Here is a 24893-nt window from a genome sequence, read left to right as displayed (position 1 = left end):
GATTCGGGGGTACCCGGGCTTGGTCTTCCGGAACGGACCGGGTCCCCGGAACGGACATGCTCCCCCCGAACGGGGGCAGAGGCAGAGGAGACAGAGAGGGATCATGGACTGGCTGAAGAGGCTCCCGGTGATCGGCCCGGTGGTGGCGTGGCTGATGACCACGCACGCGTGGCGGTCCTACGAGCGGCTGGCCCGCGTGAAGTGGACGCGGCTGGCCGCGGCGATGACCTTCATCAGCTTCCTCGCGCTCTTCCCGCTGCTGACCCTGGTCGCCACCGTGGTCGCCGCGACCCTCGGCAAGGACCAGCTGAAGGACCTCGAACACAAGATCGCCCAGCAGGTGCCGGGCATCGCGGGCAAACTCGACATCGGCGCGCTCGTGAGCAACGCGGGCACGGTGGGGATCATCGCGGGCGCTCTGCTGCTGTTCACCGGCATCAGCTGGGTCGGCGAGATGCGGGGCTGTCTGCGCACCGTGTGGGAGAAGCCGGACCCCGAGGAGAACCCGGTCCTGAGCAAGGCCAAGGACGCGGGCGTGCTCCTCGGCCTCGGCGGCGCGCTCCTGGTGTCCCTCGCCGTCTCCGCGGTCGCCTCGGCGATGGTCGGCCGGATCACCGAGCAACTCGGCCTCGACCGGAACGGCGTCGGCGGCGCGCTGCTCCAGGCCGCCGCCTTCGCCATCGCCGTCCTCGCCGACTTCCTGATCCTGCTGTACGTCCTGACCCTGCTGCCCGGCGTCCATCCGCCGCGCCGCCGCCTGATCGTGGCCGCGTTGCTCGGCGCCGTCGGTTTCGAACTCCTGAAGCTGCTGCTCAGCGGCTATATGCAGGGCGTCGCCTCGAAGAGCATGTACGGCGCTTTCGGCGTCCCCATCGCCCTTCTCCTCTGGATCAACTTCACCGTGAAACTGCTCCTGTACTGCGCGGCCTGGACAGCAACGGACAGCGAGGCGGCGGAACAGAAGGCGGACCAAGGGGCGGAACAGAAGGCGGAACAGAAGGCGAAACAAGGGGCGGAGCAGAAGACGGAGCAAGGGACAGAACAGCAGGAGGAGCGGACGGGCCGTCCGGAGGTCGGGACCGCCCGTACGGATGGGAAGCCCGACAAGCGCCCCGACCCCGACTCGTCCTCGCTGCACCACCGCTCCCCGTAGGGCCCGAGGGCCTGTGCCGGACACAAGCCCTCACCCCAGCGGAGCGGACCGTCACCGACGGCGACGCATCAGCTCCGGCAACGGCCACCGCCGATTCACCAGAAACGCCCCAGCCGCCACAAGCGCCAGAACACCCCCGGCGATACCCAGTGCAACCCCCATACCGCTGGACCCACCGGAGGCACCCACGGCCATCGGCTTGTCCCCCGGCGCGCCCGACGCGGACGGGGACGCCGTGGCCCCCTGCTGCGCACCGTTTCCGGTGTCCGCGCTCTTCGGCGGCACCAGCTCACCCACCGGCGTCACCTTGTCCGCGGCCTGGAAACCCCAGTCGAAGAGGCGGGCGGTCTCCTTGTAGACCTCGGTGTACCCGTCCTTCTCCGGGTTCATGACCGTGACCAGCAGCACCCTGCCGTCGCGCTCGGCCACCCCCGTGAAGGTGGAGCCCGCGTTCGTGGTGTTGCCGTTCTTCACACCCGCGATGCCCTGGTACGCGTCGAGGCCCGCGCCACCGGTCAGCAGCCGGTTGGTGTTCTGGATCTCGAAGGACTCCCGGGTGGTCTTGCCCTTCTTGTTCTTCTTGGTCTCGCCCGGGAACTTGGCCCGCACGGTCGAGCAGTACTCGCGGAAGTCCTTCTTCTGCAGGCCGGACCGGGCGACGAGGGTCAGGTCGTACGCCGACGACACCTGCCCCTTCGCGTCGTAGCCGTCCGGGCTGACCACGTTCGTGTCGAGGGCCTGGAGCTCCTCGGCGTGTGCGTTCATGTCCTTGACGGTCTGGTCGATGCCGTCGTTCATCGCGGACAGCACACGCACCGCGTCGTTGCCGGAGCGAAGGAAGACACCGAGCCACAGGTCGTGGACGGTGTAGGTCTCGTCCTCCTTGATGCCGACCAGGCTGGAGCCCGCGCCGATGCCCGCGAGGTCGGAGGGCACGACCTTGTGCTCCTCGTCCTTGCCGAACTTCGGCAGCAGCGTGTCCGCGAAGAGCATCTTGAGCGTGCTCGCCGGCGCCAGCCGCCAGTGGGCGTTGTGGGCGGCCAGCACATCACCCGACTCGGCGTCGGCGACGATCCAGGAACGCGCGGAGAGGTCCTTCGGCAGGACCGGGGCGTCGGCACCGAGCTCGACCTGGGTGCCCGGTGTGCCCAGCCGTTCGCCGCCCACGGTGGACATCTGCGCCGGGGGCGTGGCGGACGGCGACGCGTCGGGCGAGGGCTTGTCGGCGGCCAGCGCGGCCGGGGCAGCCGTCAGCGATATGGACATCGACAGGGGCAACGACAGGGACAACGACACGGCGGAGGCGACCAGCAGGGATCGCCTGGTGGTCTTCAAGGAGGCGGGCACGACCGAGAAAGTACATGGCTCCGACCGACAAGTCCTACCGTTCCCCCCACCCGGACGGCGAAGCGGAGCGCGCAAAGGTAATACTGGGCCCATGAAGCTCAGCCGCCCCCTCTCCTGGTTCCTGCTCGCCTTCGGGGTGTGGAGCTGGGTCATCTGGATCACTTTCGTCAAGAACCTCTGGAACGACGGCAGCGGGCTCGCGTTCGACGACGCGGGTGATCCGACGGCTTACTTCTGGGTGCACCTGACGCTTGCCGTCGTCTCGTTTGTCCTTGGGACTGCCATCGGGGTCATCGGGTTGCGCGGACTGCGCGCACTGCGTCCGACGTCATAGTGGGGGATTCGGCATAGTGGGGGATTCGGCGGAATGGTGATTGTCTTCATAGTCGTGGCCCTGATCGTCCTGGCCGCGTTCGGTGCCCTGCACTGGTACGCCTGGCGCCGCCTGGTGCGGGACACGACAGCCGGGCCGGGAACCGCCCGCCGGGTGGGCGCGGCGGTGTTCGTGGCCGGGCCGGTGCTGCTGTTCGCGGCGTTCGCGGCCGAGCGCGGCGGCGCCCCCTTCTGGCTCCAGCAGGTGCTGGGCTGGCCGGGCTTCCTGTGGCTGGCGCTGTCGCTGTACCTGCTGCTGGCGCTGCTGGCGGGAGAACTCGTACGCCCGCTCGTGCGGCGCCTGGTGGAGCGGCGCGCGCCCGCACCTGCGCCCGCACACGCACCCGCCACTGCGACGGAGCCGGTGCCGGTGAGGGCGGCCGAGCCCGTCCCGGCCGGCCCGCAGCCCATGGAACCCGCCGACCCCCCGGCCCCGACGGAGCCCACCACTGCCGCGGACCCGGCGAAGCCCGTCACTGCCGCTGACCCGGCGGGAGCCGCCGCCCCCGCGGCCCCGGCAGGAACCGCCACGTCCGCCGACCCGGCGCCCACCGACCCCTCCCGTCGTCTCTTCGTCTCCCGCGTGGTCGGCGGAGCCGTGGCCGCCGCCGCGGTCGGGACAGTCGGGTACGGCACGTACAGCGTCGTGCGCGGCCCCAAGGTGAAGCGGGTCACCGTGCCGCTGGCCAAGCTGCCGCGCGCCGCCCACGGCTTCAGGATCGCCGTGGTCAGCGACATCCACCTCGGGCCGATGCTGGGCCGGGGCTTCGCCCAGAAGGTCGTGGACACGATCAACGGGACCCAGCCCGACCTGATCGCGGTCGTCGGCGACCTGGTGGACGGCTCGGTCGAGGACCTGGGCCCGGCGGCGGCCCCGCTGGCGCAGCTGAGGGCCCGCCACGGCGCGTACTTCGTCACCGGCAACCACGAGTACTTCTCCGGCGCCGGGCAGTGGGTCGAGGAGGTACGGCGGCTCGGCCTGACCCCGTTGGAGAACGCGCGCCGGGAGCTGCCCGCCTTCGACCTCGCGGGCGTCAACGACGTGGCGGGCGAGGACGAGGGCCAGGGGCCGGACTTCACCAAGGCGCTGGGCGACCGGGACACCTCGCGGACCGTCGTCCTCCTCGCCCACCAGCCGGTCCAGATCAGAGAGGCCGTCGACCACGGCGTCGACCTCCAGCTGTCCGGCCACACCCACGGCGGCCAGATGTGGCCCATGAACTACGTCGCGGCCGCCGCCAACCCGACCCTCGCGGGCCTCGAACGCCACGGCGACACGCAGCTGTACGTCACCCGCGGCGCGGGCGCGTGGGGGCCTCCGGTCCGCGTGGGAGTCCCGTCGGACATCACAGTGGTGGAGCTGGCGTCGAAGCAGGCCTGAACGGGCTCGGGAGGGCCTGCGACACCGCGATGCGGCCCTCCCCTCACCCCGCGAGTCAACACAAGGCCCGCTCCCGCTTTGGAGTCCCTTTAGAGCTGTGGAGTTCCTTGAGCGTCACGGCCGGCTCACGTCCCCGCGTCCCTGCCTCCGCCCATGCTGTTGCCCAGGGCCCGGCGGGCCCAATCGACGGTCGAACACGACGTACGAGGAGTGTTGATCGTGGCGACATTGGCACGGTGGTGCTACCGGCACCGGCTGGTGGTCCTGTTGTTGTGGGTGGGGGCGCTGTTCGGTCTGGGCGCGGCGGGTTCCGCCGCCGGGCCGGACTACGCGAACGTCTTCACCCTGCCGGAAACGGACTCCAAACGCGCCAACGACCTGATGGAGAAGGCGTTCCCGCAGAGCGCGGGCGACACCGACACGGTCGTGTGGAAGACGGACACGGGATCGGTACGGGACGAGTCCGTACGGTCGCGCATCGAGCCCGCGCTCCAGGAGATCGCGGCGATGAAGGGCGTCGGCCAGGTCACGAGCCCGTACGCGGCCGGAGGCGGCGGCGCCGGACAGATCAGCCAGGACGGGCGGATCGCATACGCCCAGGTGACCTTCCCCGAGCAGTCGAACGCCATCCCCAAGGAGCTGATCGAGGACGTCGTCGACACGGCCCACGGCGCCGAACGGGCCGGGCTCCAGGTGGAGCTGGGCGGCCAGGCCATCGCCCGCGTCCAGGAACCACCGCAGGGCCTGGCCGAACTGGTCGGCATCCTGGCGGCGGCCGTCGTCCTCTTCCTCGCCTTCGGCTCGCTCTTCGCGATGCTGCTGCCGATCGTCGTCGCGATCGCCGGCGTCGGCACCGGCATGATGGCGACGACGCTGCTCAGCCATGTCACGGATGTGCCCGAAATCGCTTCGCTGCTGGGCTCGTTGATCGGCCTGGGCGTCGGTATCGACTACGCGCTGTTCATCGTCACCCGGCACCGGCGCGGCATCCTGCGCGGGGTGGAGCCCGAGGACGCGGCGGCGACGGCCCTCAACACCTCCGGGCGCGCGGTGCTGTTCGCGGGCAGCACCGTGTGCATCGCGCTCGCCGGCATGCTGGTGATGAACCTGCGGTTCCTGAACGGGGTCGTCATCGCGGCCTCGCTGACAGTGGTGCTGAGCGTGCTCGCGGCCGTCACCCTGCTGCCCGCCCTGCTGGGGCTGCTCGGCCTGCGGGTGCTCAGCCGCCGGCAGCGGCGCCGGCTCGCCGAGGCGGGCCCGCATCCGGAGGAGGCGAGCGGTCCGGCGGCGCGCTGGTCGTCGTACGTGCAGCGGCGGCCGCGCTCGCTCGCGACGCTGGCGGTGGTCGTCATGGCGGTGCTCGCCATCCCCGTCCTGTCGATCCGGCTCGGCGCCACCGACCAGGGCAACCACCAGGAGCCGACGACCACACGGCAGGCGTACGACCTGCTCGCCGAGGGTTTCGGGCCCGGCTTCAACGGGCCGCTCCAGGTGGTCGTGGACGGCGCGGCACCCCAGAAGCTGCTCACGACCATCGAGAGGACCGAGGGCGTGGCCCGGGTGGTCGCCCTCCCGTCCGCGAACGGCGTCTCGATGGTCCAGGTGGTGCCGTCGACGTCACCGCAGTCGGAGGAGACGGACCGGCTGATCGACCGCCTGCGGGACGAGGTCATCCCGCAGTCCGGGGCCAAGGCCCACGTGGGTGGCGTCACGGCGGTCTTCAAGGACTTCGCGGCCGTGACCGCCGACCGGATGCCGTACTTCCTGGCGGCGATCATCACGCTCGGCTTCCTGCTGCTGCTCCTGGCCTTCCGCTCCCTGGTGATCCCGCTGACGGCGGCGCTGATGAACCTTGCCGCGGCGGCGGCGTCCTTCGGTGTGCTGGTGGCGGTCTTCCAGTGGGGCTGGGGCCTGGAGCTGATCGGCATCGGAAAGGAGGGCCCCATCTCGGCGTTCCTCCCGGTCATCATGCTCTCGCTGCTCTTCGGCCTCTCGATGGACTACCAGGTGTTCCTGGTGAGCCGGATGCACGAGGAGTGGGTCCGCTCCAAGGACAACGCGCGGGCCGTGCGCGTCGGTCTCGCGGAGACGAGCCGGGTCATCAACTCCGCGGCTCTGATCATGATCTGTGTGTTCTCGGCCTTCGTGCTCAGCGGCGAACTGGAGGGCGCGATGTCCGGCGTCGGCCTGGCGGCCGCGGTGGCCCTGGACGCGTTCATCCTGCGCACGGCCCTCGTCCCGGCCGCGATGCACCTGCTGGGCCGCGCCAACTGGTGGCTGCCCGCCGGTCTGGACAAGCGGCTGCCGCACCTGACGGTGGAGCCCGGGGAGGAGACCGTGGCCGAGGCCGCGCCGACCGGGCGTCCCTCTTCGGTGATCAACGGTTTCGTCCGCACGGAGGAGGGCGAACCGGTACAGGCGCCGCGGTGACCCTGCTCTCGAAGGGCGGGCCTCAGTTGGACCGGGTGACGGCGCGGGCGGACGGGTCGTACGTCGTGGCGGTGCCGGGGCCGTTGGTGTACGACGTGGAGTTGGCGGACGTGTCGGAGGGTGAGGCGGACGCGCTCAATCAGCCTTCTTCTGCCCGGCCTTGATGATCTGCTCCACGTCGAGGGTGACCTCGGCGCCGATCGTGTCAGGCAGTGTGACGGTCTCGCCGGGAGCGTGGACGCGGTGATTCCCGTACTCGCTCCCGTCGGGGTCGGTGAGGACGTGCAGGCGCTGGTGTTTGCGGTCGACGACCAGGTAGACGGGCACCTTGGCCTCGGCGTAGGCGCCGACCTTGGTCTTGAGGTCGTCCTTCCAGTTGCTGGAGGTGACCTCCAGGACGAGGCGGAAGCAGACCGGGTCGTACGCGTTGTTCTCGACGAAGTGGTCGTCGATGTCGGCGTCCACCACCACGAGGTCGGGGATGGCGTAGTCCTCGGCGCCGGTGGGCAGCCAGAGGCCGACGTTCTGGAGGACCTCGGTTTCGCCGTCGTCCAGGCCCGCAGCGATGAAGGGGCGCATGAGCTTGGTCAGGGCGCGGGCGTGAGGGGCATCCGGTGATGGGGTCACGAGGAGGTGGCCTCCGATGATCTCGACGCGGTAGCCCGGATGGCGCTCCATGATCTCGTCGGCGATGGCCGTGAGCGAGAATGGCCGGTCGTCGCCGAAGGTGTCGAAGGGCTGCTCGACGGATGCAGCGGACATCGCGTGCCTCCTAGGGGCTGGTGTCGAGAGCATCATCGTAGGCACGCCGCAAGCCAGGTGTCCCGTTCGAACCGCTTCACCCGAAAGTGATCAACCCGCCCGCCCCTTGCCCCCGGGATCGGGCAATGCCCTGGTCATCCCCGGCAAGAAGTCCCTGAACAGCTCGTGCACCTCATGGACGAGCGGCCGCAGCACCCGGAACCGCGCGAGCGAAACCCCCCGCGTCGTGAGCCGGGCCCCCCGCTCGGCGAGCCGGTAACTCCGCTCGCGCCCGGCCGCCCGGTCGAAGACCCAGTACAGCACGAGCCCCATCTGGGACAGCCACATCAGCTCCGGCAGCACCTCGCGGAGTTCCTCCGGCACCTTGGCCTTCGACCCGGCCAGCACCTCCCGGTGGAGGGCGATGGCCTCCTCCCTCGGCTTCTTCGACTCCGGCGAGAAGGGGCTGAGCGGACTGTCCGGATCGGCCGCGTTCTTGAAGAACTGCGCGGCGAACTCGTGGTACGGCTCGGCCACGTCCAGCCACGCCTTGAGCACCCCGGCTATCCGCGCCTCCAGATCGGTCTCCCGCTCCAGCACCGGCCGGACCGCCGCCAGGTGCTCGGCGCCGATCCGGTCGTAGAACCCCTGGATCAGGTGCTCCTTGCCGGCGAAGTAGTAGTAGGCGTTGCCGACGGAGACCCCGGCCTCCTTCGCGATGGCCCGCATCGTCGTCCGGTCGTACCCGCGCTCCTGGAAGAGCCGTAGCGCGGTCTCAAGGATGAGCGCGCGGGTCTGTTCGGACTTGGCGGAACCGCGTGGCGAGGCCGGGGCGGATCCGGAGTCCGGTCCGGAGCCCGATCCGGAGCCCTGGGCGGATCCGGAGCTCGGGCTGGGGTGCTTCTCGGGCCGGGGGTCGTCGGCCGCGTCGGCCGCTTCGCGAACTGCTGGCACGGAACAGAGCCTAACGAGTCGCGCAGGTACCGCTGTCGCAGCCCGGCGGGGTGTACGTCCACCCGTACCGCGGGTCGTAGGCCCAGCCGTCGCCACGCCCGTACGCGTCTCCGCCCCACTGGGACCGGCCGTGCGCCTCCCGCCACTTGGCCGCTGCCAGGACGGCACCCTTGGCCAGCCGCGCCCCGGCCGGGGTGCTCAGCCGGTGGGCGAGTGGCCGCTGTTCACGCAGGGCCCAGAGGCACACGATCCAGGCGGCGGGCCCGCGGTACACCTGCCCCGCGTCGCCCACGACGGTGATCTCGTCGAGGGTGGCCCGGTGATCGAGTGAGGGGAAACGGCGCCGGGCCTCTTCCTCCCCCGCCGCCACGAACTCCAGCGGCACCAGTTGCCGTTGCCTTCCCAGCCACTCCCGGACGGACCGGCACAGCGAGCACTGGGCGTCGTACAGCACGGTGAGCCCGCGCACCGGGACGCGCGCGGCGTCCCGGTCGCGTACGGCGATGGCGTCCATCGGCGTCGTCACGTGTCGTCACGCCTTGGCCGAGGGGGCGACCCAGCCCTGCGGCGGCACGGGCGGCACCTGCTCACGCTCCATGACCCCACGCCGCCGGATCTTGTTCAGCACGAACACGTTGCCCAGGTGCAGCGCGCCGAGCACGAGCAGCACGACGCCGAGCTTCGTCGAGACCGCCTCGAAGACCCCGCGGGGGTCGGCGACCCCTCCGTCCTGGTTCAGATAGAGGGCGACGAACCCCAGGTTGACGAGGTAGAAGCCCACTACGAGCAGGTGATTGACCGCGTCGGCCAGCTTCTCGTTCCCGTGCAGCACATCGCCGAGAAAGATCCGGCCGTTCCGGCTCAGCGTCCGCGCCACCCAGACCGTCAGTCCCACGCTGACCAGCAGGTAGATGACGTACGCGACGACCGTGAGGTCCATGTCCCCACCCCTTCTTGAACACGTTCAAAAGGTTCTTGCGGGAACCGTACTCTTGCTTTTGAACATGTTCAAGTGGCGGTTTCCGGAGGTGCTCCGGGCCGGTCAGCCCCGCCCCAGCTCCGGCCGCTTGCTGTAGTCGGTGAGCCCGATGACGTTGCCCCAGGGGTCGGCGAACTCCACGGTCCACCCCGTGGCCACGGAGAACGGTGCGTCGAGCGGCTGTACTCCGGCCGCTTCGAGCGCCCGCCCGGCGGCCCGGGCGTCCCGCACCTCCAGCCACACCCGGGGTGAGGCCCACTCCGGCGGCCGCTGCCCCAGCGCCTCCTCCGCCCGGAGCAGCAGGCCGGGTGTCTCCTTCCCCACCTTCAACAGCGCGATCCCGGCCTCGTCCAGCCGAAACGCCACCCCGAACCCGGCCCGCCCGTAGAAGGCCACGGCCTCGTCGAGATCGCCCACGGGCAGCAGCACGTTGTCGAAACCGAGCAGCTCGTACGACTCGTCATCTGACATGCCATCAGGTTAGATCCGGCTGCGAGCATGGTCGGGGAGCCCACGAAGGTGTCACTCGGGTGCCGTGTCCCGGGCTGCTGTCCTGTCCCTCGGGTACGGTTCCGCGCCAGGGAGACTCCGCCGGCGTCAGCTTCGCCGAGTACACGGTCGGTGCGACCCTCACCCCTGCGCGGCCGTCTCAGTCACATCCGGGATCTCAGCACGTCGACCTCACAGCCCGGCGCGAACGGGTCGAAGCCGTGCTCGACCAGCCAGCGAATTATCAGCAGGCTTCGCAACGACCACCACGCGTGGATCACGTCGAGGTCGATGTCGGTGCCATAGCCGGCGATGACGTCGTCGAGGTGCTCCTCGTGTCCGAGCGTGAAGGTGGCGAGGTCGTACAGGGGGTAGTCGTCCCACCACCTGCGGGAGCGGCCCATGGTCATGGTCGCCAGGGCGACCTCGGCGCACTGGCGGACGACGTACAGAACGGCAAGATGGACTCATGACCAAGCTGTCGTCCGAACCGTCCGTCCCACCGGCGCGTCACACCGGCTCGGGCTCCGCGTTGTCCCTGTGGTCCCAGGACTCCGTGCTCTCGATCGGCTCCGTGGGGTCGGTGCTGTCCATCGGGTCCGTCGGCTCCGCCCTGTCCATCGGCTCGGTCGGGAGTGTGCTGTCTGCCGGTTCGATCGGGTCCGCCCTGTCGCTCGTCTCCGCCGGGTCGTGGCTGAGTCTGGGGTCAGCCCTGTCGGCGCAGTCGAAGTGGTCGGTGCTGTCCTGGCGTTCCTCTCGTGCCGTGTGGTCCTACGGTGCCGTGGGGGCCGTGGCCGGGGCTGCCGGGTTGCTCCTGGCCGCCCGGACGTTGCGGTCGGCGGACGTCTAGCACCACCAGGGCGACCCTCGTTGTCAGTGGCGGGCCGTACTGTTCCCCGACATGGGAACCGTGACGTTCGTCGACGAGACGACGAGTGGGGGCCGGAGTGCCGGCTGGGGGATCGAGGTCGCTGAAGAGCGGCTCTCGGTGGGGGAGTTGATTCGGCGACGGGTTTTCCAGGAGGTCGCCGAGTACAACGCGCGCACACCTGAGGTGTTCCAGGGGCTCGTGCAGCCCAAGGACGCCGAGCGCGTGCTGAACGGGTACGCGATGCGGACGCGCCGGCGGATCGACCCGGAGGCGCAGACCGAGCTCGCGCTCGCCGCCTTCGCGGGGAACGGGTTCCTCGTGCTCGTGGGGGACCGGCAGGTCACCGATCTCGAAGAAGAGGTCGAGCTGCCGCTCGGGAGCGAGGTTGTCTTTCTGAAGCTGGTTCCCTTGGTGGGGGGATGAGCAGCGATGGCCTATGCGAGTGTCAAGAGGTACAAGACGCTGGTGCGGCAGCGCGTCGAAGAGGGGGACTTCCCTGCGCTCGCCGTTGATCTGCTGAAGGCCGAGCCCAGCACCAAGGGGTACTGGGGCCAGGAGTGGGACGAGCTGGTGGACCTGTTGCGTGGCCTGCCTGGAGAGGTGCGGCAGCGGCTCGGCAACGCCCTGGCGGAGCAGTACCACTCCGCCGAGGCCGGGCCCATCGCGCGGCGGGGCGCACTCGTCCTCATCGGGATCATCTCCCGAGGTCTTTCGGAGGATCTGCTGTCCGCGGAACGCCTCCAGGAGCTCGACCAGTTGGGGCGGGAGCGCTACTTCTGGGACTCGTCGCGGTTGGAGGTCCTGGCCGAGCAGGAGCTGGCCGTGGGGCGTCCCCTCGCACCGGCCGTCGTCGCCGTCTTCCGGCGTTCCGCTCTGGACACCTACCGCTCCGGGGACCTCCGCGAGCTCGTCCGAAAGCTGCCCGAGACCGTCCCCGTCCTCAACGTGGGGGAGGAGTGGGCCGAGCGTGCCATGGCCGATGCCGAGGGGCCCGCATGGCGTGCGCTCCTCGCCCATGCCGCCGGCGCCACCGCCTCCAAGCCCAGCCCCGCATGGGACCAGCGGGCCGAAGGGCTCATCGGTGCTCTGGGCACTGATCGCGTTCGTACGACCGTCCTGCCCTGGCTCGGCCTCGTCGGGCGTCCTCGGACCTTCGAGCTGGAGCGCGGGCAGTACGAGCCCGACGTCAACAGCGCCTACGACCCGTACAACGCCAACGCCCTGCGCGGGCTGGCCTGGCTGCTCTCCCTCCTGCCGCCGCACCCGGACACCGCGCGGGCGCTCGGCGCGCTCGTCGAGACCTCGCTGAAGAAGGTCGCCGGGATGGGGCCGCGCAATCCGAAGGTCGCCAACGCCGGTGTCATCGCCCTCGCGCGGATCGACAGCGAGGCAGCCCTCGCGGAGCTCGCGCGGCTCGCCACCCGGATCACGTACAAGGCCACCGCGAAGATCGTCGACACGGCCCTGGAGGACCGCGCCACCGCCCTCGGGCTCAGCCGGGAGGAGATCGAGGAGCTGGCCGTTCCGGCGTACGGGCTCACCGAGGTCGGACACGTGGGGCACCGGCTCGGTGACGTCACCGCCCGGATCGAGGTCCACGGCACCCGGGCGGTCCTCGGCTGGCGCAGCGCCGCGGGCAAACCCGTCAAGAGCGTGCCCGCGGCCGTCAAGCGGGACTTCGCCGACGAGCTCAAGGAGCTCAAGGCAGCCGTCAAGGACATCGACAAGATGCTCACCGCACAGAGCGAGCGCCTGGACCGCCAGTTCCTGGCCCGCCGCACCTGGTCCCACGACACCTGGCGCGAGCGCTACCTCGACCACCCGCTCGTCGGGACCCTCGCACGCCGTCTGCTCTGGTCGGTCGACGGCACGACCGTGGGCTACGCGGACGGGGCCCTGCGCACGCTCACCGACGACCCGGTCGACGGCGGGTCGGAGGTGACCCTCTGGCATCCGGTCGGCCACGAACCCGCCGAGATCGTCGCCTGGCGCGACTGGCTGGAGCGGCACGAGATCACCCAGCCGTTCAAGCAGGCCCACCGCGAGGTCTACCTGCTGACGGACGCCGAGCGTGCGACGGACACGTACTCCAACCGTTTCGCGGCGCACATCCTGCGTCAGCACCAGTTCAACTCCCTTGCGGCGATCCGGGGTTGGCGCAACAGGATGCGGCTGATGGTTGACGACTCGGCGCCGCCGGCCGTGCGCGAGCTGCCGCAGTGGGGCCTGCGCGCGGAGTACTGGATCGAGGGGGACGGCGAGGAGTACGGCGTCGACACCACCGACTCCGGCAGTTATGTCCGCCTGCGCACGGACCAGGTCCGCTTCTACCCGGTCGACGCCCCGGAGAACTCGGCGCACTGCTGCGGCGGTGAGTACACCATGTGGCTGCGCGACGGCGCCGACCCGGTCGACCCGCTGCCCCTCTCCAGCCTCCCGCCCCTGGTCCTGTCCGAGGTCCTGCGCGACGTCGACCTGTTCGTCGGCGTCGCCAGTGTCGGCAACGACCCCACGTGGCAGGACGGCGGCCCCGGCGGGCGCTTCCGGGAGTACTGGTCGTCGTACGGTTTCGGCGAGCTGAACCAGAGTGCCGAGACGCGTCGAGCGCTGCTTGAGCGGCTGATACCCCGTCTGGCGATAGCCGACCGCTGCACACTGGAGGGCCGGTTCTTGCACGTGAAGGGCGAGCGCCACACGTACAAGATCCACCTCGGCTCGGGCAACATCCTCAGGACGCCGAACGACCAGTACCTCTGCATTGTGCCGAAGGCGACCGCGGGTGGCCCGCAGGCAGGGTATCTGCCGTACGAGGGGGACCGTATGCTCGCCGTCATCCTCAGCAAGGCGATGCTGCTGGCCAAGGACACGAAGATCACGGATCCCACGATCCTCAGCCAGCTGTGACCGTATGCGATCGGCGAACACGTGGGCCCCGCCCCCGGTGCGCAACCGGGAAACGGGGCCCACAGCACCGTACGAAACGTACGGCGGAAGAGATCAGAAGCGGCGCGTGATCAGCGCTCGCTTCACCTCCTGGATGGCCTTGGTGACCTCGATACCGCGCGGGCAGGCGTCCGTGCAGTTGAAGGTCGTGCGGCAGCGCCACACGCCGTCCTTGTCGTTGAGGATCTCCAGGCGCTGCTCGCCCGCCTCGTCACGCGAGTCGAAGATGAAGCGGTGCGCGTTGACGATGGCGGCCGGGCCGAAGTACTGGCCGTCGTTCCAGAAGACCGGGCACGAGGACGTGCACGCCGCGCACAGGATGCACTTCGTCGTGTCGTCGAAGCGTTCGCGGTCCTCCGACGACTGGAGGCGCTCGCGGGTCGGCTCGTTCGTGTCCTTCGTGATCAGGAAGGGCATCACGTCCCGGTACGCCTGGAAGAACGGCTCCATGTCCACGACCAGGTCCTTCAGGACCGTGAGGCCCTTGATGGGCTCGATCGTGATCGGCTTCTCGGGGTTGATGTCCTTGATCAGCGTCTTGCAGGCAAGGCGGTTCTTGCCGTTGATCCGCATCGCGTCCGAGCCGCAGATGCCGTGGGCGCAGGAACGGCGGAAGGTGAGCGTGCCGTCGAGGTCCCACTTGATCTTGTGGAGGCCGTCGAGGACGCGCTCCTTGGGATCGATCTCCAGCTGGAAGTCCTCCCAGAGCGCCTCGGCGGCGATCTCCGGGTTGAACCGGCGCACGCGGAACGTGACCGTGATGTACGGGGAGGCCGCAGACGCCGAATCGGGAGTCTCGGCCTTGTCCAGAACAGGGGTAGCCATCAGTACTTACGCTCCATCGGCTGGTAGCGGGTCTGGACGACCGGCTTGTAGTCGAGACGGATGGACTCGGCGCCGTCGTCGCCCACCTCGCGGTACGCCATGGTGTGGCGCATGAAGTTGACGTCGTCGCGGTTCGGGTAGTCCTCGCGGTAGTGACCGCCGCGGGACTCCTTGCGGGCCAGCGCCGACACGGCCATGACCTCGGCCAGGTCGAGCAGGTTGCCCAGCTCGATGGCCTCCAGCAGGTCCGTGTTGAACCGCTTGCCCTTGTCCTGGACCGAGACGTTCTTGTAGCGCTCGCGGAGTTCCGCGATCTTCTCCACGGCCGTCTTGATCGTCTGCTCGGTGCGGAACACCATGACGTTCGCGTCCATGGTCTCCTGCAGCTCGCGGCGCAGCTCCGCCACGCGCTCGCTGCCCGTGGACGAGCGCAACCGCTCGATCTGCTCGACGACCAGGGACTCCGGGTTCTCCGGCAGCTCGACGAACTCGGCCTTCTGGGAGTACTCGGCGGCGGCGATGCCCGCGCGGCGGCCGAAGACGTTGATGTCCAGGAGGCTGTTCGTGCCCAGGCGGTTCGCGCCGTGCACCGACACGCACGCGACCTCGCCGGCCGCGTACAGGCCGGGGACGACGGTGGTGTTGTCGAGCAGCACCTCACCCTCGACGTTCGTCGGGATGCCGCCCATCGCGTAGTGCGCGGTGGGCTGGATCGGGATCGGGTCCGTGTAGGGCTCGATGCCGAGGTAGGTGCGCGCGAACTCCGTGATGTCCGGGAGCTTGGCGTCCAGCTGCTCCGGCGGGAGGTGGGTGAGGTCGAGGTAGACGTGGTCGCCCTCGGGACCGCAGCCACGGCCCTCGCGGATCTCCGTGTAGATGGAGCGCGAGACGACGTCACGGGACGCGAGGTCCTTCATGACCGGCGCGTACTTCTCCATGAAGCGCTCGCCGTCCTTGTTGCGGAGGATGCCGCCCTCACCGCGGGCGCCCTCCGTCAGCAGGATGCCCATGCGCCAGATGCCGGTCGGGTGGAACTGGAAGAACTCCATGTCCTCCAGCGGGAGGCCACGGCGGTAGACCGCTGCCTGGCCGTCGCCCGTCAGCGTGTGCGCGTTCGACGTCACCTTGAAGAACTTGCCGCAGCCGCCGGACGCGTAGATGACCGCCTTCGCCTGGAAGACGTGGATCTCGCCGGTGGCCAGCTCGTAGGCCACGACGCCCGCGGACTTCTTGACGCCGTCCACCTCGGTGATCAGCTGGTCGAGGACGTAGAACTCGTTGAAGAACTCCACGCCCTCCTTCACGCAGTTCTGGTACAGCGTCTGGAGGATCATGTGGCCGGTGCGGTCGGCCGCGTAGCAGGAGCGGCGGACCGGGGCCTCACCGTGGTTCCGGCTGTGACCGCCGAAGCGGCGCTGGTCGATCGTGCCGTTCGGGGTGCGGTTGAACGGCAGGCCCATCTTCTCCAGGTCGAGGACCGAGTCGATGGCCTCCTTCGCCAGGATCTCGGCGGCGTCCTGGTCGACCAGGTAGTCACCGCCCTTGACCGTGTCGAAGGTGTGCCACTCCCAGTTGTCCTCCTCCACGTTGGCCAGCGCGGCGGCCATGCCGCCCTGCGCGGCGCCCGTGTGGGAGCGGGTGGGGTACAGCTTGGTCAGGACCGCGGTGCGGCTGCGCTTCGTGGACTCGATGGCCGCGCGCATGCCCGCGCCACCGGCGCCGACGATGACGGTGTCGTACTTGTGGATCTTCATGAGTGGATACCTCAGCCCCGTGCCTAGCGGATGTTCGGGTCGAAGGTGAAGATCACCAGCGTGCCCAGCAGGATGGTGAACACCGTGGCGGTGTAGAGCAGGCCCTTCAGCCACAGGCGCGTGTTCGGGCGCTCCGCGTAGTCGTTGATGATCGTGCGGAGGCCGTTCGCGCCGTGCAGCATCGCCAGCCACAGCATCAGCAGGTCCCAGGTCTGCCAGAACGGCGAGGCCCAGCGGCCCGCGACGAACGCGAAGCCGATCTTGGAGACGCCGCCGTCGAGGACGAGCTGGATGAGCAGGTGGCCGATGACCAGGACGACCAGGACGATGCCGGACAGGCGCATGAACAGCCAGCCGTACATCTCGAAGTTGCCGCGGGTCGACTTCGGGGTCTTCGTGGTCCGCTTGCGGGGCGGCTCGATGACGGGAGCCGGGTTCTCGGGGCTGTAGCCCGACAGCTCGCCCGCGCCCTCTACCGGGCCGATTCCGGATTCGGTGGTCTCAGTGGTGGACATGCGCCTCAGCTCCCGAAGACTTCACGAACGGCGTGGCCGAGGACGGGGTACAGCGCCCCGATCATCAGCACGAGCCAGACGCCGACGACGGTCCAGAGCATCTGCTTCTGGTAGCGCGGGCCCTTGGCCCAGAAGTCGACGGCGATGACGCGCAGGCCGTTGAGCGCGTGGAAGAGGATGGCGGCGACGAGGCCGTACTCCAGCAGCGCGACGAGCGGGGTCTTGTACGTGGCCACGACCGTGTCGTAGGCCTCGGGGGAGACACGGACGAGAGCGGTGTCCAGCACATGTACGAACAGGAAGAAGAAGATGAGGACGCCGGTGACTCGATGAGCCACCCAGGACCACATTCCTTCCCGGCCGCGGTACAGCGTTCCAGCCGGCACGGAAGAACCCTCCGGGAGCGGGGACTGGGGCCTGCCGGCTTCTGTGTCGGTCGGGCCCGGCCGGGTACGGTCCACCGGCCCCCAGCATCGTAGCGACGTGTGCCTGCGGCGCTTACTCGGGGGGTTGCGGGTGTGATCAATCAGGCATGTGGACGGGATGGAGTCTGGCGGCTTCCGGGGTGGGGGTTTGTCCTGTATGCCGGGTGCGGGCTGGTTTTGGCTGGTCGCGCAGTTCCCCGCGCCCCTGCTTATGCCACAGGTTGCGTCGAGAAGTCCCCTACGATCCTTGTCAGTCTTCCTCTTGCCAGGCGGCGGAGCTCCTCCGCTGCCAGGAGGCGTTCTTCTTCCGGATCGTTTGTCAATCGTGACCGGATGCCGGTGAGGACCCGGTCGAGGGCTTCCTCGGTGGGGATGTCGTCCAGGCAGATCACGAAGACGTGCCCGAAGCGGCTCTCGTAGGCGGCGTGTGCGGCGCTCAGTGCGGTGTGGGCGGCGGAGTACGCGCCGGCCGGGAGCAGGGTGAGCGACTCGGCGGCCAGGGCCTCGGCGATGTCGGCGGGCGTCAGGTCGTAGGCCGCCTCGTCGGCCGCGGCGAGGAGGGCCTCCAGGTCCGGGTAGGGCCTGTGCTCGGCGACGCGGTGGGCCCAGCGCAGACTCCGGCAGCAGGTGAGGAGGGCCTGCTCGGTGTCGGGCGCGGGCGCGGTGTTGAACCCGTCCAGGTTGATGGGGCCGTCGGGGGCGGTGCGCGGTTGCTCCGGAAAGGCGACCTGGCCGGGGAGGTGCGGAAGACGGTGCGAAGGCAGCGTGGGTCCTCGGCGGTGTGTGGCGAGGTCTTGTGGACGTCGCGTACGGGTCGGCTGGGGGTGGTGTGTGAGATGTGCCGTCACGTTATCGAGGGCGGTCAACGACTGTCTGAACGATGCCCGAAATTCACCCGGAGGGAAGAGTTTCGGAAACGCTGGTGGACGGTCGGGCTGGAGGGACGTCGTAGGTTCGGCGCTGGAGGTACGTGAGTGGAGGTATGTGACATGGGGCGAACGCGGATAGAGGGAGCAATCGGGGGCGCGTCGTGAACCGTGGTCGGCGCAGGGCACCCCGAAGGAGGAAGACGTCCGGGATGCCGAAGTGGTTGCTCCCCGTCGTGGCGGTCGCTCTGGCGGGTGCTGCCGTCGTGTTCGGTGTGACCGTCTGGCCGGGCGGTGACGCGGGGGAGGCGAACGGTTCCCGGCCGGCGGGGGTGGGCGCGGGGGCCGACTCGGGCGACTGCCCGTCCCCGTCCGCGTCCTCGTCCCCGTCGCGCTCGTACCCGATGTCCCAGAAGCCCCGGACGATTCCGGCGGTACGGGAGCACACGCCCGCCCGCGGCCCCGGCTGGCGGCCCTCCGACGGAGCCCGGCTCGTGGTCGACGACAGGAAGCTGGCCGACGAGGGCAAGCTCACCGCGCGTGAGCTGGGTCTCACGTACGCGGGAGAGGTCGAGCCCTGCGACGGGGACGTGCAGCTGACGCTGACCGGCAAAAACCAGCCGAACTCCGAGGCGTACACGATGACCGTGCGCGACGGCCGCGTACGGATCTCCGCGGCCACCGACACGGGCGTCTTCTACGGCACGCGCACCCTCAAACAGGAGGTGCGTGACGGGGGCACGGCACCCGAGGGCGTCGTACGGGACGAGCCCGCCAAGCCGCAGCGCGGGTTCATGCTGGACACCGCGCGCAAGCACTTCACGGCGGGCTGGATCGAGGACCGCATCCGCGAGCTCGGCGACCTGAAGTACAACCAGCTCGGGCTCCACTTCTCCGACGACCAGGGCTTCCGCATCGAGTCGGACACGCACCCCGAGGTGGTGTCGAAGCAGCACCTCACCAAGGCGCAGGTACGGCGCATCGTGGACCTCGCGGCGAGCCGCCACATCAAGGTCGTCCCCGAGATCGACTCGCCGGGCCATCTGGGCGCGGTGATCGCCGCCTACCCGGACCTGCAACTGCGCAACGCGAGCGGCGTGGCCGCCTCCGGCGCGGTCGACATCTCCAAGCCCAGGGCGGCGAAGGTCGTCGACGATCTGCTGAACGAGTACGCGGACCTGTTCCCCGGGCCCTACTGGCACCTCGGCGCCGACGAGTACCGGGCGCTGATGGTCTCGGACCCCGAGTCCTCCTATCCGCAGCTGGCGGCCGCGGCACGGGCCCGGTACGGGGCGGGGGCGACCGTGGCCGACCTGGCCACGGGCTGGATGGACGACAGGGCCGCCACGATCCGCAAGCACGACCGGACGATGCGGGCCTGGAACGACGGGTTCTTCCGCGACACCAAGGTGCAGCCGTCGCGCGACATCCAGGTCGCGTACTGGACGGGCAAGGAGTTCGGGGCCCGGCAGCCGGACGCATACCTGAGCGCCGGACGCCGGGTGGTCAACTACAACGACGAGTTCCTGTACTACGTCCTCGGCGAACCCAACCAGTTCGTCTACCCGACCGGGCAGCGGATCTACGAGCAGTGGACACCACTGGTGCTGCGCGGCACGACTCCGGTGGCCAAGAAGTACGACGACCAGATCCTGGGCGGGTCCTTCGCGGTCTGGTGCGACCTGTCGAACTCCCAGACCGAGGCAGAGGTGGCGCAGGGCGTACGGATGCCGCTGCGGGCGCTGAGCCAGAAGCTGTGGGATCCGGGGAAGCCCGACCTGTCCTGGGCGGAGTTCCAGAAGCTGGCGGAGCGGGTCGGCTGACGCGTGCCGCGCCGGGCGTTCGTACGGGCTGAAGCCACGGGGCTGAAGCTACGGGGTGGAAACTGCGGGGCGCGGAAACTGCGGGGCTGAAGCGGGGCTGAAACCGGTGGACGTGCGCGGCCGGTGCGCCGTATGTTCCGCCTGCCGCGTGTGAGGCTCTGGGGAGGGCCCCGTGCGGTTCTGTCCGATCCGACACGGGGGGCCGCTTCACCATGCTCTGCACGCGATGCCGACACTTCGACGCCACACCGGACGGGGTCATCTGCGCCCAGTGCGCCGCGGCCGGTGCCGCGCCCGTGGCCCCGCCGCACGGGCCGGGCGCCTGGCTGAGCTCGCCCGTCGGCCTCGGCCGGGCCGTCGCCGTGCTGCTCGGCGCGGTGGTCGCCGCCGATCTGTTCGCCATCTGGGCGGACCTCGTGTCGTACGACGTGGTCGGCGACATCGCCGACGGCGACGCCGGCGCGGACGTGCAGCGCAGGGCCGACTCCGCGGACTCGCTGTTCACGGCGGCCGGGTCCGTGCAGACGGCCGCTCTGCTCTCCACCGCCGTCGTCTTCCTCGTCTGGTTCCACCGGGTGCGGGTGAACGCCGAGGTGTTCCACCCGTTCGGGCACGGCAAGAAGCGCGGCTGGGCGGTGGGCGGCTGGTTCGTGCCGATCGTGAACCTGTGGTTCCCGCGGCGGATCGCGCTCGACATCTGGGACGCCAGCAGCCCCTGGTACACGCCCCGCTCGCACGCGCTCGTGAACGCCTGGTGGGCCGCCTGGGTGATCGGTCAGGTCGCCGGGCGGCTCGCCTCCACCGCCTACAGCAGGGCCGAGACGGCACCGGAGATCGAGCGGGCCGTGGGGCAGGTGCTGTTCGCGGACGCGGTCGACGCCGTCGCCGCCGTCCTCGCCATCCTCTTCGTGCTCACGCTGACGCGCATGCAGGACACCAAGGCGCGCAGCGGGCCGGGCGCGCCGGCGCCCGCGGCCGTCTCCGGCTGACCGCGGGTGCGCCGGGACGGACCGCCCGATTTCTGCGAGCGGCCGCTCGTGGCCGAATCCCGCTGTTCCCGTTGCTCGACCGGCTCGGGGTCGTGCCCCTGTGACACTCCCGGGCCGTCGCACGCAGTAAGGGAAAGTGCGGGCTCCGTCAAGCACAGGCGCCCTGTCGAACGAGTTTCGAGGAGGCGTGATGAGCCTGGTGGAGCTGATCGCACAGGCCGACGAACGCGGGCTGGCCGCCAGCGGACTGGCTTGTTTGGATCGCTGCGTTCCGTTGCTCGGGGGCGATGACGAGGTGCTGCGCCCGCTGTGGGCGAGCCTCGCGGGCGGAGACGCCTGGGCCGACTGGGAGGAGCGGGTCACCAAGGTGCGGGGGGAGCTCGGCGCGGGGGACGCCTGGGGCGAGGGCGGGGCCGCTGGCCTGGGTCCCGGCGGTGGTTCCGCCGAGGACGAGGCCGCTCTGCTCGCCCGGCGGATGCTGGCCGCCGCGCCCGGTGAGCGGTCCGCGAGGGCGTTGCGGGAGTGGGCCGACGCCTGTTCCGTGGCCGCCCTGCGGATACACCGGCTGCTCGACCCCGTGGGCAAGGCATCGGAGGAGGGCGGTTCGTCCGTGACGGCCCCCCGTGAGGGGCGTACGGAGGGCATGTCCCCGCTCGTCGCCGCGGAACTGCGCCGTCAGGTCACGGTGCTGGAGCTGCTCGCCGGGCACGGGGCGAACGGGGTGCGGCAGGCGCTCGACGTGTCGACGGAGGGGCGACGGGTGTTGCGGGCGGTGGTGTCGCGGCGGGCGCGGGGGGTTGAGCTACGAAGCGTAAGCCGCGAAGCGTAAGCCGCGAGACGTGAGCCACTGGGCGTGAGCCGGGGGCGTGAGTGACGGGGCAAACCCCTGATGGCGCAAGGATGTTGTAACCGTCCTGCGGCCGCTGTGGCGGTCCTGCGCCGGTGTCGCGCATCCCCCGGATTCGTGTGACGCGGCGCGTGCGGAGGGCGCTCTTCCGAGTGTGAACGACGCACAGCAGACGGCATGGACGGCGACGACGACGGTGGCGACAGCGGCGACGACCACGACAGCGACGCAGCCAGCGGCACGGCACCATTCCGCGGGCAAGCCCGTTCGGTGGGCGGCTGACGTGGTGGGGATGATGCGCGAAGGGGCGCGGGTGCGTCTCGACTACTCGGCGCGGAGTCTGTGGCGGGTGGACCGGATGATCGAGGAGATACGGCGGGAGGGTACGCCGTGGGCCGCTGCCGAGCGGGTGCTGCGGGGGCTCGGTGCGTATGCGGGTGAGGTGATCATCCGCGAGGGTGGCGGGGAGTGGCTGTCGTCGGGCGGGGATCTGTGGGTGCGGACGCCGGACGGCCGGGTGTGGGATCCGATCGATGAGGCGCGGCGGTGTTACTCCGGGGACGGGTCGCTGCGGTTGTTGTGTCTGGACGCGGTGGGGGAGTTCGCCCCCGCCGCACCTACCCGTTCCCATCCCCTGGGGGCTCCGCCCCCAGACCCCCGTCCGGCCTGATCCGGCCTGATCCGGCCTCGTCCTCGAACGCCGGACGGGCTGGAGGGGCCGGCCCGGAGGCCAAGCCGGCCGGAGTTTCTGAGTCAGTGACCGGGGCGCGCTACGGCGTCAGTACCTGGCCCAGCCTCGCCCCCGTCGATGTCCCCAGCTGCGTCAGCCCGTAGTACGTCGACTTGGTCGTCGTGACCGTGCCGTCCTGGACCGGGACCCACAGGAGGGTGCCGTTGCCGGTGTCCTCGCCCTCGGTGCCGATGGTGAGGTCGGCGTAGCCGTCGCCCGTGAGGTCGGTCAGTGAGACGGCGGAGCCGAACTTGTCGTCGGTCTCGGTGGCGCCGGGGACGCTCGGGGAGTCCTGGGAGAGGGACAGGGAGCCCGTGCCCGTCAGGCCGGAGGACGTGCCCTTGAGGAGCCAGACCGCGCCCGCGTTGGAGCGGTTCGTCCCGTCGCGGGTGATGTCCTCGTTCGGGGCGCCGGTCAGGACGTCCGCGTAGCCGTCGGCGTTGAAGTCCCCCACCGAGACCGAGGTGCCGAAGGCGTCGCCCGCCTCGGCGGCGCCCTCCACGCCGCTCGTGGCCTGGTGGATCGTCTTCGTGCCGGTGGTGGTGAAGCCGGTGGACGAGCCCAGGACCATCGTGACCTGGCCGCCCGCCGTGGCACCGGACTCGGAGGTGTACGGCTGGCCGACGGCGATGTCGTCGTAGCCGTCGCCGTTCATGTCGCCCGCGGCGATGGAGCGGCCACCCTTGACGGTGAGCGTGGACACCTTCGTCAGGCCCAGCGACCTGGAACCCCTGAACCAGACGATCTTGCCGACGCCGGACGCGTCACGGTAGTTGAGCGCCACGTCCGTGTAGCCGTCCCGGTTGAAGTCACCGGTCGTGGCGTCGGCGTAGGCCAGGGAGCCGGTCGCCGTCGTGAGGTCGCCCGCCACCTCGTGGCCGTTGTCGAAGCGGGCGGCCCAGTTGCCGCCGGTGCCGGTGGCCGCGGTGAAGACGTCGGCCCTGCCGTCGGAGTTGAAGTCGCCCACGGCGACGGTCGAGCCGAACCTCGCGCTGTTCGGGTTGTAGTCGTCGCCGAGCGCCATGGTGTCGGCGTCGGTGTCGAACTTGGGGCCGTACAGGATCGTCACCGCACCGCGGTCCTTGTGCCCGGTGGAGTCGTCCTCGCCGGGCGCGCCGATCGCGAGGTCCGCGTAACCGTCGCCGTTGATGTCGCCCCACGCGGTGGCCGCGCCCCACTGGTCGCCGGACTCCGCGGCACCCGGGACACCCGGGCTCGCCTGGTTGAGGCGGAGCTTGGAACCGGAGACGGGGGCGTTGGCGCCGCCCGGCACGAGGGTGATCCAGCCGCTGCCGGTCTTCGGCGTGGCGGCCACGAGGTCGCTGACGCCGTCTCCGGTGTAGTCGGCGGCCGGCCCGCTGACCGGACTGGCGACGGCGTACGTCACGACGCCCGCCCCGCCCACCACGACGGCCCCCAGCGTCAGCCACGCTCTCCGCTTCATGCTGAGCGGTTTGTACGCGTGAGTCCTGCGGCGGCTCAAATGTCCCACCCCTAGCTGTTCCACCTGGATGTCCCACCCCTGGAAAACCGCATGAGCAAGCCGCCCGGCGCACGGGCAGCCCTCCATTGAGCACACATGGCGGGCCGAACATCATCATCGAGAACCCTGGATGTGCGCTACATCACCAGAAGGTGACCTCCAGGTGACCGTTCGCCCTACGCCCTGGTCCGCGGGGGAACTGTGACATTTCTGTGCGGCTCGGCGCTGTTGACCTTGGAGGGCGCGGACACGGCGGGAAGTGACCACGTCCGGCCGGACCGGAGGACGCGGAACTCGATCTCGGTGCGAACGAGGACGGTAGTGGGCCAGCAAGGGGAACCCCGTCGTGTGCAGGCGTACGACGGGGAGCTGGGGGCTGCCGTCGCGCGGGCCCAGGAGGGGGACGAGGCCGCCTTCGCCGTGGCGTACCGGATCGTGCAGCCGGGCCTGCTCGGCTATCTCAGGGGTCTGGTCGGGAACGACGCGGAGGACGTCGCGTCCGACGCGTGGCTGGAGATAGCGCGGGACCTCGGGCGGTTCAAGGGGGACGGCGCGGGCTTCCGCGGGTGGACCGCGACCATCGCCCGGCACCGGGCCCTGGACCATCTGCGGCGGCAGAAGGTACGGCCCCGGGCGACCGCGCTGGAGAACGACGTCCTCGACCTGCCCGGCCCCCACAGCACCTACGAGCAGGCCGTCGAGTCCCTCGCCACCCAGCACGCCCTGCAACTGGTGGCCCGGCTGCCGCGCGACCAGGCGGAAGCCGTACTGCTGCGGGTGGTGGTCGGCCTGGACGGACCCGCCGCCGCCCGCGTTCTGGGCAAACGCCCGGGCGCGGTCCGTACCGCCGCTCACCGTGGCCTCAAACGCCTCGCCCGGCTGCTCGGCGGGGAGGGTGTGACGGATGAGGGCCCCCAGACGCTGGGGGAGTCGAGATGAACGGCGACGACAGGCAGCCGTCGGGTGGAGGTGACGT

Annotated in this window: 23 protein-coding genes and 2 pseudogenes; 12 read left to right on the top strand and 13 right to left on the bottom strand. The window is 70.2% G+C overall.

The genetic code is table 11. The features are described 5' to 3' along the window. Positions 1-103 precede the first annotated feature (103 nt). Positions 104-1153, top strand: a complete 1050-nt coding sequence (locus IE262_RS11675) for a YihY/virulence factor BrkB family protein (RefSeq protein WP_189873349.1) — start codon at positions 104-106, stop codon at positions 1151-1153. Positions 1154-1204: 51 nt separating this feature from the next. Here IE262_RS11675 and IE262_RS11670 read toward each other — a convergent pair whose 3' ends face one another. After that, a complete protein-coding gene (locus IE262_RS11670; RefSeq protein WP_351087043.1) occupies positions 1205-2500 on the bottom strand; it encodes a D-alanyl-D-alanine carboxypeptidase family protein in 1296 nt (431 codons plus the stop codon). Positions 2501-2591: 91 nt separating this feature from the next. On the opposite strand from IE262_RS11670, the gene IE262_RS11665 reads away from it, so the two are divergent. From IE262_RS11665 to IE262_RS11655, 3 genes and pseudogenes are all read left to right on the top strand, one after another. Further along, on the top strand, positions 2592-2834 hold the full coding sequence (locus IE262_RS11665) for an SCO4848 family membrane protein (RefSeq protein ID WP_131571092.1): 243 nt from the start codon (positions 2592-2594) through the stop codon (positions 2832-2834). 33 nt (positions 2835-2867) lie between these two features. Then, positions 2868-4253: a metallophosphoesterase gene (locus IE262_RS11660; RefSeq protein WP_189873345.1), complete on the top strand. Its 1386-nt coding sequence runs from the start codon at positions 2868-2870 to the stop codon at positions 4251-4253. A 228-nt stretch (positions 4254-4481) separates the two neighbouring features. Then, positions 4482-6847: pseudogene (locus tag IE262_RS11655) on the top strand (MMPL family transporter). Here IE262_RS11655 and IE262_RS11650 read toward each other — a convergent pair. The 6 genes and pseudogenes from IE262_RS11650 to IE262_RS11625 all read right to left on the bottom strand — a co-directional run. Next, positions 6819-7445 (bottom strand): Uma2 family endonuclease, encoded by a 627-nt coding sequence (locus tag IE262_RS11650; protein WP_189873343.1) that lies wholly within the window; start codon positions 7443-7445, stop codon positions 6819-6821. The pseudogene IE262_RS11655 and the gene IE262_RS11650 overlap by 29 nt on opposite strands. 90 nt (positions 7446-7535) lie before the next feature. Then, positions 7536-8378 carry a TetR/AcrR family transcriptional regulator gene (locus tag IE262_RS11645; RefSeq protein ID WP_189873341.1) on the bottom strand — a complete coding sequence of 281 codons (843 nt, stop codon included), beginning with the start codon at positions 8376-8378 and terminating at the stop codon, positions 7536-7538. Positions 8379-8388: 10 nt separating this feature from the next. Beyond that, positions 8389-8892, bottom strand: a complete 504-nt coding sequence (locus IE262_RS11640; protein WP_134039673.1) for a thiol-disulfide oxidoreductase DCC family protein — start codon at positions 8890-8892, stop codon at positions 8389-8391. 18 nt (positions 8893-8910) lie between these two features. After that, entirely contained in the window at positions 8911-9318 is a 408-nt protein-coding gene (locus tag IE262_RS11635) for a hypothetical protein (RefSeq protein WP_134039584.1), read from the bottom strand. Between the two features lie 102 nt (positions 9319-9420). Then, positions 9421-9828: a VOC family protein gene (locus tag IE262_RS11630; RefSeq protein ID WP_189873339.1), complete on the bottom strand. Its 408-nt coding sequence runs from the start codon at positions 9826-9828 to the stop codon at positions 9421-9423. A 182-nt stretch (positions 9829-10010) separates the two neighbouring features. Next, positions 10011-10214: pseudogene (locus IE262_RS11625) on the bottom strand (aminoglycoside phosphotransferase family protein); the annotation flags it as partial. Positions 10215-10315: 101 nt separating this feature from the next. On the opposite strand from IE262_RS11625, the gene IE262_RS11620 reads away from it, so the two are divergent. From IE262_RS11620 to IE262_RS11610, 3 genes are read left to right on the top strand one after another with little or no spacing between them, the layout of a single operon-like run. Next, on the top strand, positions 10316-10696 hold the full coding sequence (locus tag IE262_RS11620) for a hypothetical protein (protein WP_189873337.1): 381 nt from the start codon (positions 10316-10318) through the stop codon (positions 10694-10696). Between the two features lie 51 nt (positions 10697-10747). Further along, a complete protein-coding gene (locus tag IE262_RS11615; protein ID WP_189873335.1) occupies positions 10748-11140 on the top strand; it encodes a hypothetical protein in 393 nt (130 codons plus the stop codon). A gap of 6 nt (positions 11141-11146) precedes the next feature. Beyond that, positions 11147-13621 carry a DUF4132 domain-containing protein gene (locus IE262_RS11610; protein WP_189873333.1) on the top strand — a complete coding sequence of 825 codons (2475 nt, stop codon included), beginning with the start codon at positions 11147-11149 and terminating at the stop codon, positions 13619-13621. Between the two features lie 93 nt (positions 13622-13714). Here IE262_RS11610 and IE262_RS11605 read toward each other — a convergent pair whose 3' ends face one another. The 5 genes from IE262_RS11605 to IE262_RS11585 all read right to left on the bottom strand — a co-directional run bounded on the left by IE262_RS11605 (position 13715) and on the right by IE262_RS11585 (position 18027). Next, a complete protein-coding gene (locus IE262_RS11605) occupies positions 13715-14485 on the bottom strand; it encodes a succinate dehydrogenase iron-sulfur subunit (protein WP_134039594.1) in 771 nt (256 codons plus the stop codon). Beyond that, a complete protein-coding gene (sdhA, locus tag IE262_RS11600) occupies positions 14485-16239 on the bottom strand; it encodes a succinate dehydrogenase flavoprotein subunit (RefSeq protein ID WP_134039595.1) in 1755 nt (584 codons plus the stop codon). The genes IE262_RS11605 and sdhA overlap by 1 nt, the downstream gene beginning before the upstream one ends. Positions 16240-16262: 23 nt before the next feature. Further along, positions 16263-16754, bottom strand: a complete 492-nt coding sequence (locus tag IE262_RS11595) for a succinate dehydrogenase hydrophobic membrane anchor subunit (protein WP_131563908.1) — start codon at positions 16752-16754, stop codon at positions 16263-16265. 5 nt (positions 16755-16759) lie between these two features. Then, positions 16760-17140 carry a succinate dehydrogenase, cytochrome b556 subunit gene (gene sdhC, locus IE262_RS11590; protein ID WP_131563907.1) on the bottom strand — a complete coding sequence of 127 codons (381 nt, stop codon included), beginning with the start codon at positions 17138-17140 and terminating at the stop codon, positions 16760-16762. A gap of 248 nt (positions 17141-17388) precedes the next feature. Next, on the bottom strand, positions 17389-18027 hold the full coding sequence (locus IE262_RS11585) for a 2-oxo-4-hydroxy-4-carboxy-5-ureidoimidazoline decarboxylase (protein WP_166681725.1): 639 nt from the start codon (positions 18025-18027) through the stop codon (positions 17389-17391). A 230-nt stretch (positions 18028-18257) separates the two neighbouring features. On the opposite strand from IE262_RS11585, the gene IE262_RS11580 reads away from it, so the two are divergent. The 4 genes from IE262_RS11580 (at position 18258) to IE262_RS11565 (ending at position 22374) form a co-directional block, all read left to right on the top strand. Then, the gene (locus tag IE262_RS11580) at positions 18258-19868 is read left to right on the top strand and encodes a beta-N-acetylhexosaminidase (RefSeq protein ID WP_189873331.1); all 1611 of its coding nucleotides are present in this window, start codon (positions 18258-18260) and stop codon (positions 19866-19868) included. A gap of 212 nt (positions 19869-20080) precedes the next feature. After that, positions 20081-20857, top strand: coding sequence for a DUF4328 domain-containing protein (locus IE262_RS11575; protein ID WP_189873329.1), 777 nt, complete (start codon positions 20081-20083; stop codon positions 20855-20857). Positions 20858-21047: 190 nt separating this feature from the next. Continuing rightward, complete coding sequence (locus tag IE262_RS11570; RefSeq protein ID WP_134039598.1) at positions 21048-21686, top strand: hypothetical protein; 639 nt, start codon at positions 21048-21050, stop codon at positions 21684-21686. A gap of 214 nt (positions 21687-21900) precedes the next feature. Next, the gene (locus tag IE262_RS11565) at positions 21901-22374 is read left to right on the top strand and encodes a hypothetical protein (protein ID WP_229877240.1); all 474 of its coding nucleotides are present in this window, start codon (positions 21901-21903) and stop codon (positions 22372-22374) included. Positions 22375-22474: 100 nt separating this feature from the next. Here IE262_RS11565 and IE262_RS11560 read toward each other — a convergent pair whose 3' ends face one another. After that, complete coding sequence (locus IE262_RS11560) at positions 22475-23878, bottom strand: FG-GAP-like repeat-containing protein (protein WP_229877214.1); 1404 nt, start codon at positions 23876-23878, stop codon at positions 22475-22477. 360 nt (positions 23879-24238) lie between these two features. Here IE262_RS11560 and IE262_RS11555 point away from each other — a divergent pair, with 360 nt between their 5' ends. Next, on the top strand, positions 24239-24856 hold the full coding sequence (locus IE262_RS11555; RefSeq protein ID WP_189873326.1) for an RNA polymerase sigma factor: 618 nt from the start codon (positions 24239-24241) through the stop codon (positions 24854-24856). Positions 24857-24893 lie beyond the last annotated feature (37 nt).

The sequence above is a fragment of the Streptomyces bluensis genome, assembly GCF_014650715.1.
Classification (GTDB): domain Bacteria; phylum Actinomycetota; class Actinomycetes; order Streptomycetales; family Streptomycetaceae; genus Streptomyces; species Streptomyces bluensis.
The sequence above is the reverse complement of the archived record's forward strand: the minus strand, read 5'-3'. Positions and strand labels throughout refer to the sequence as shown.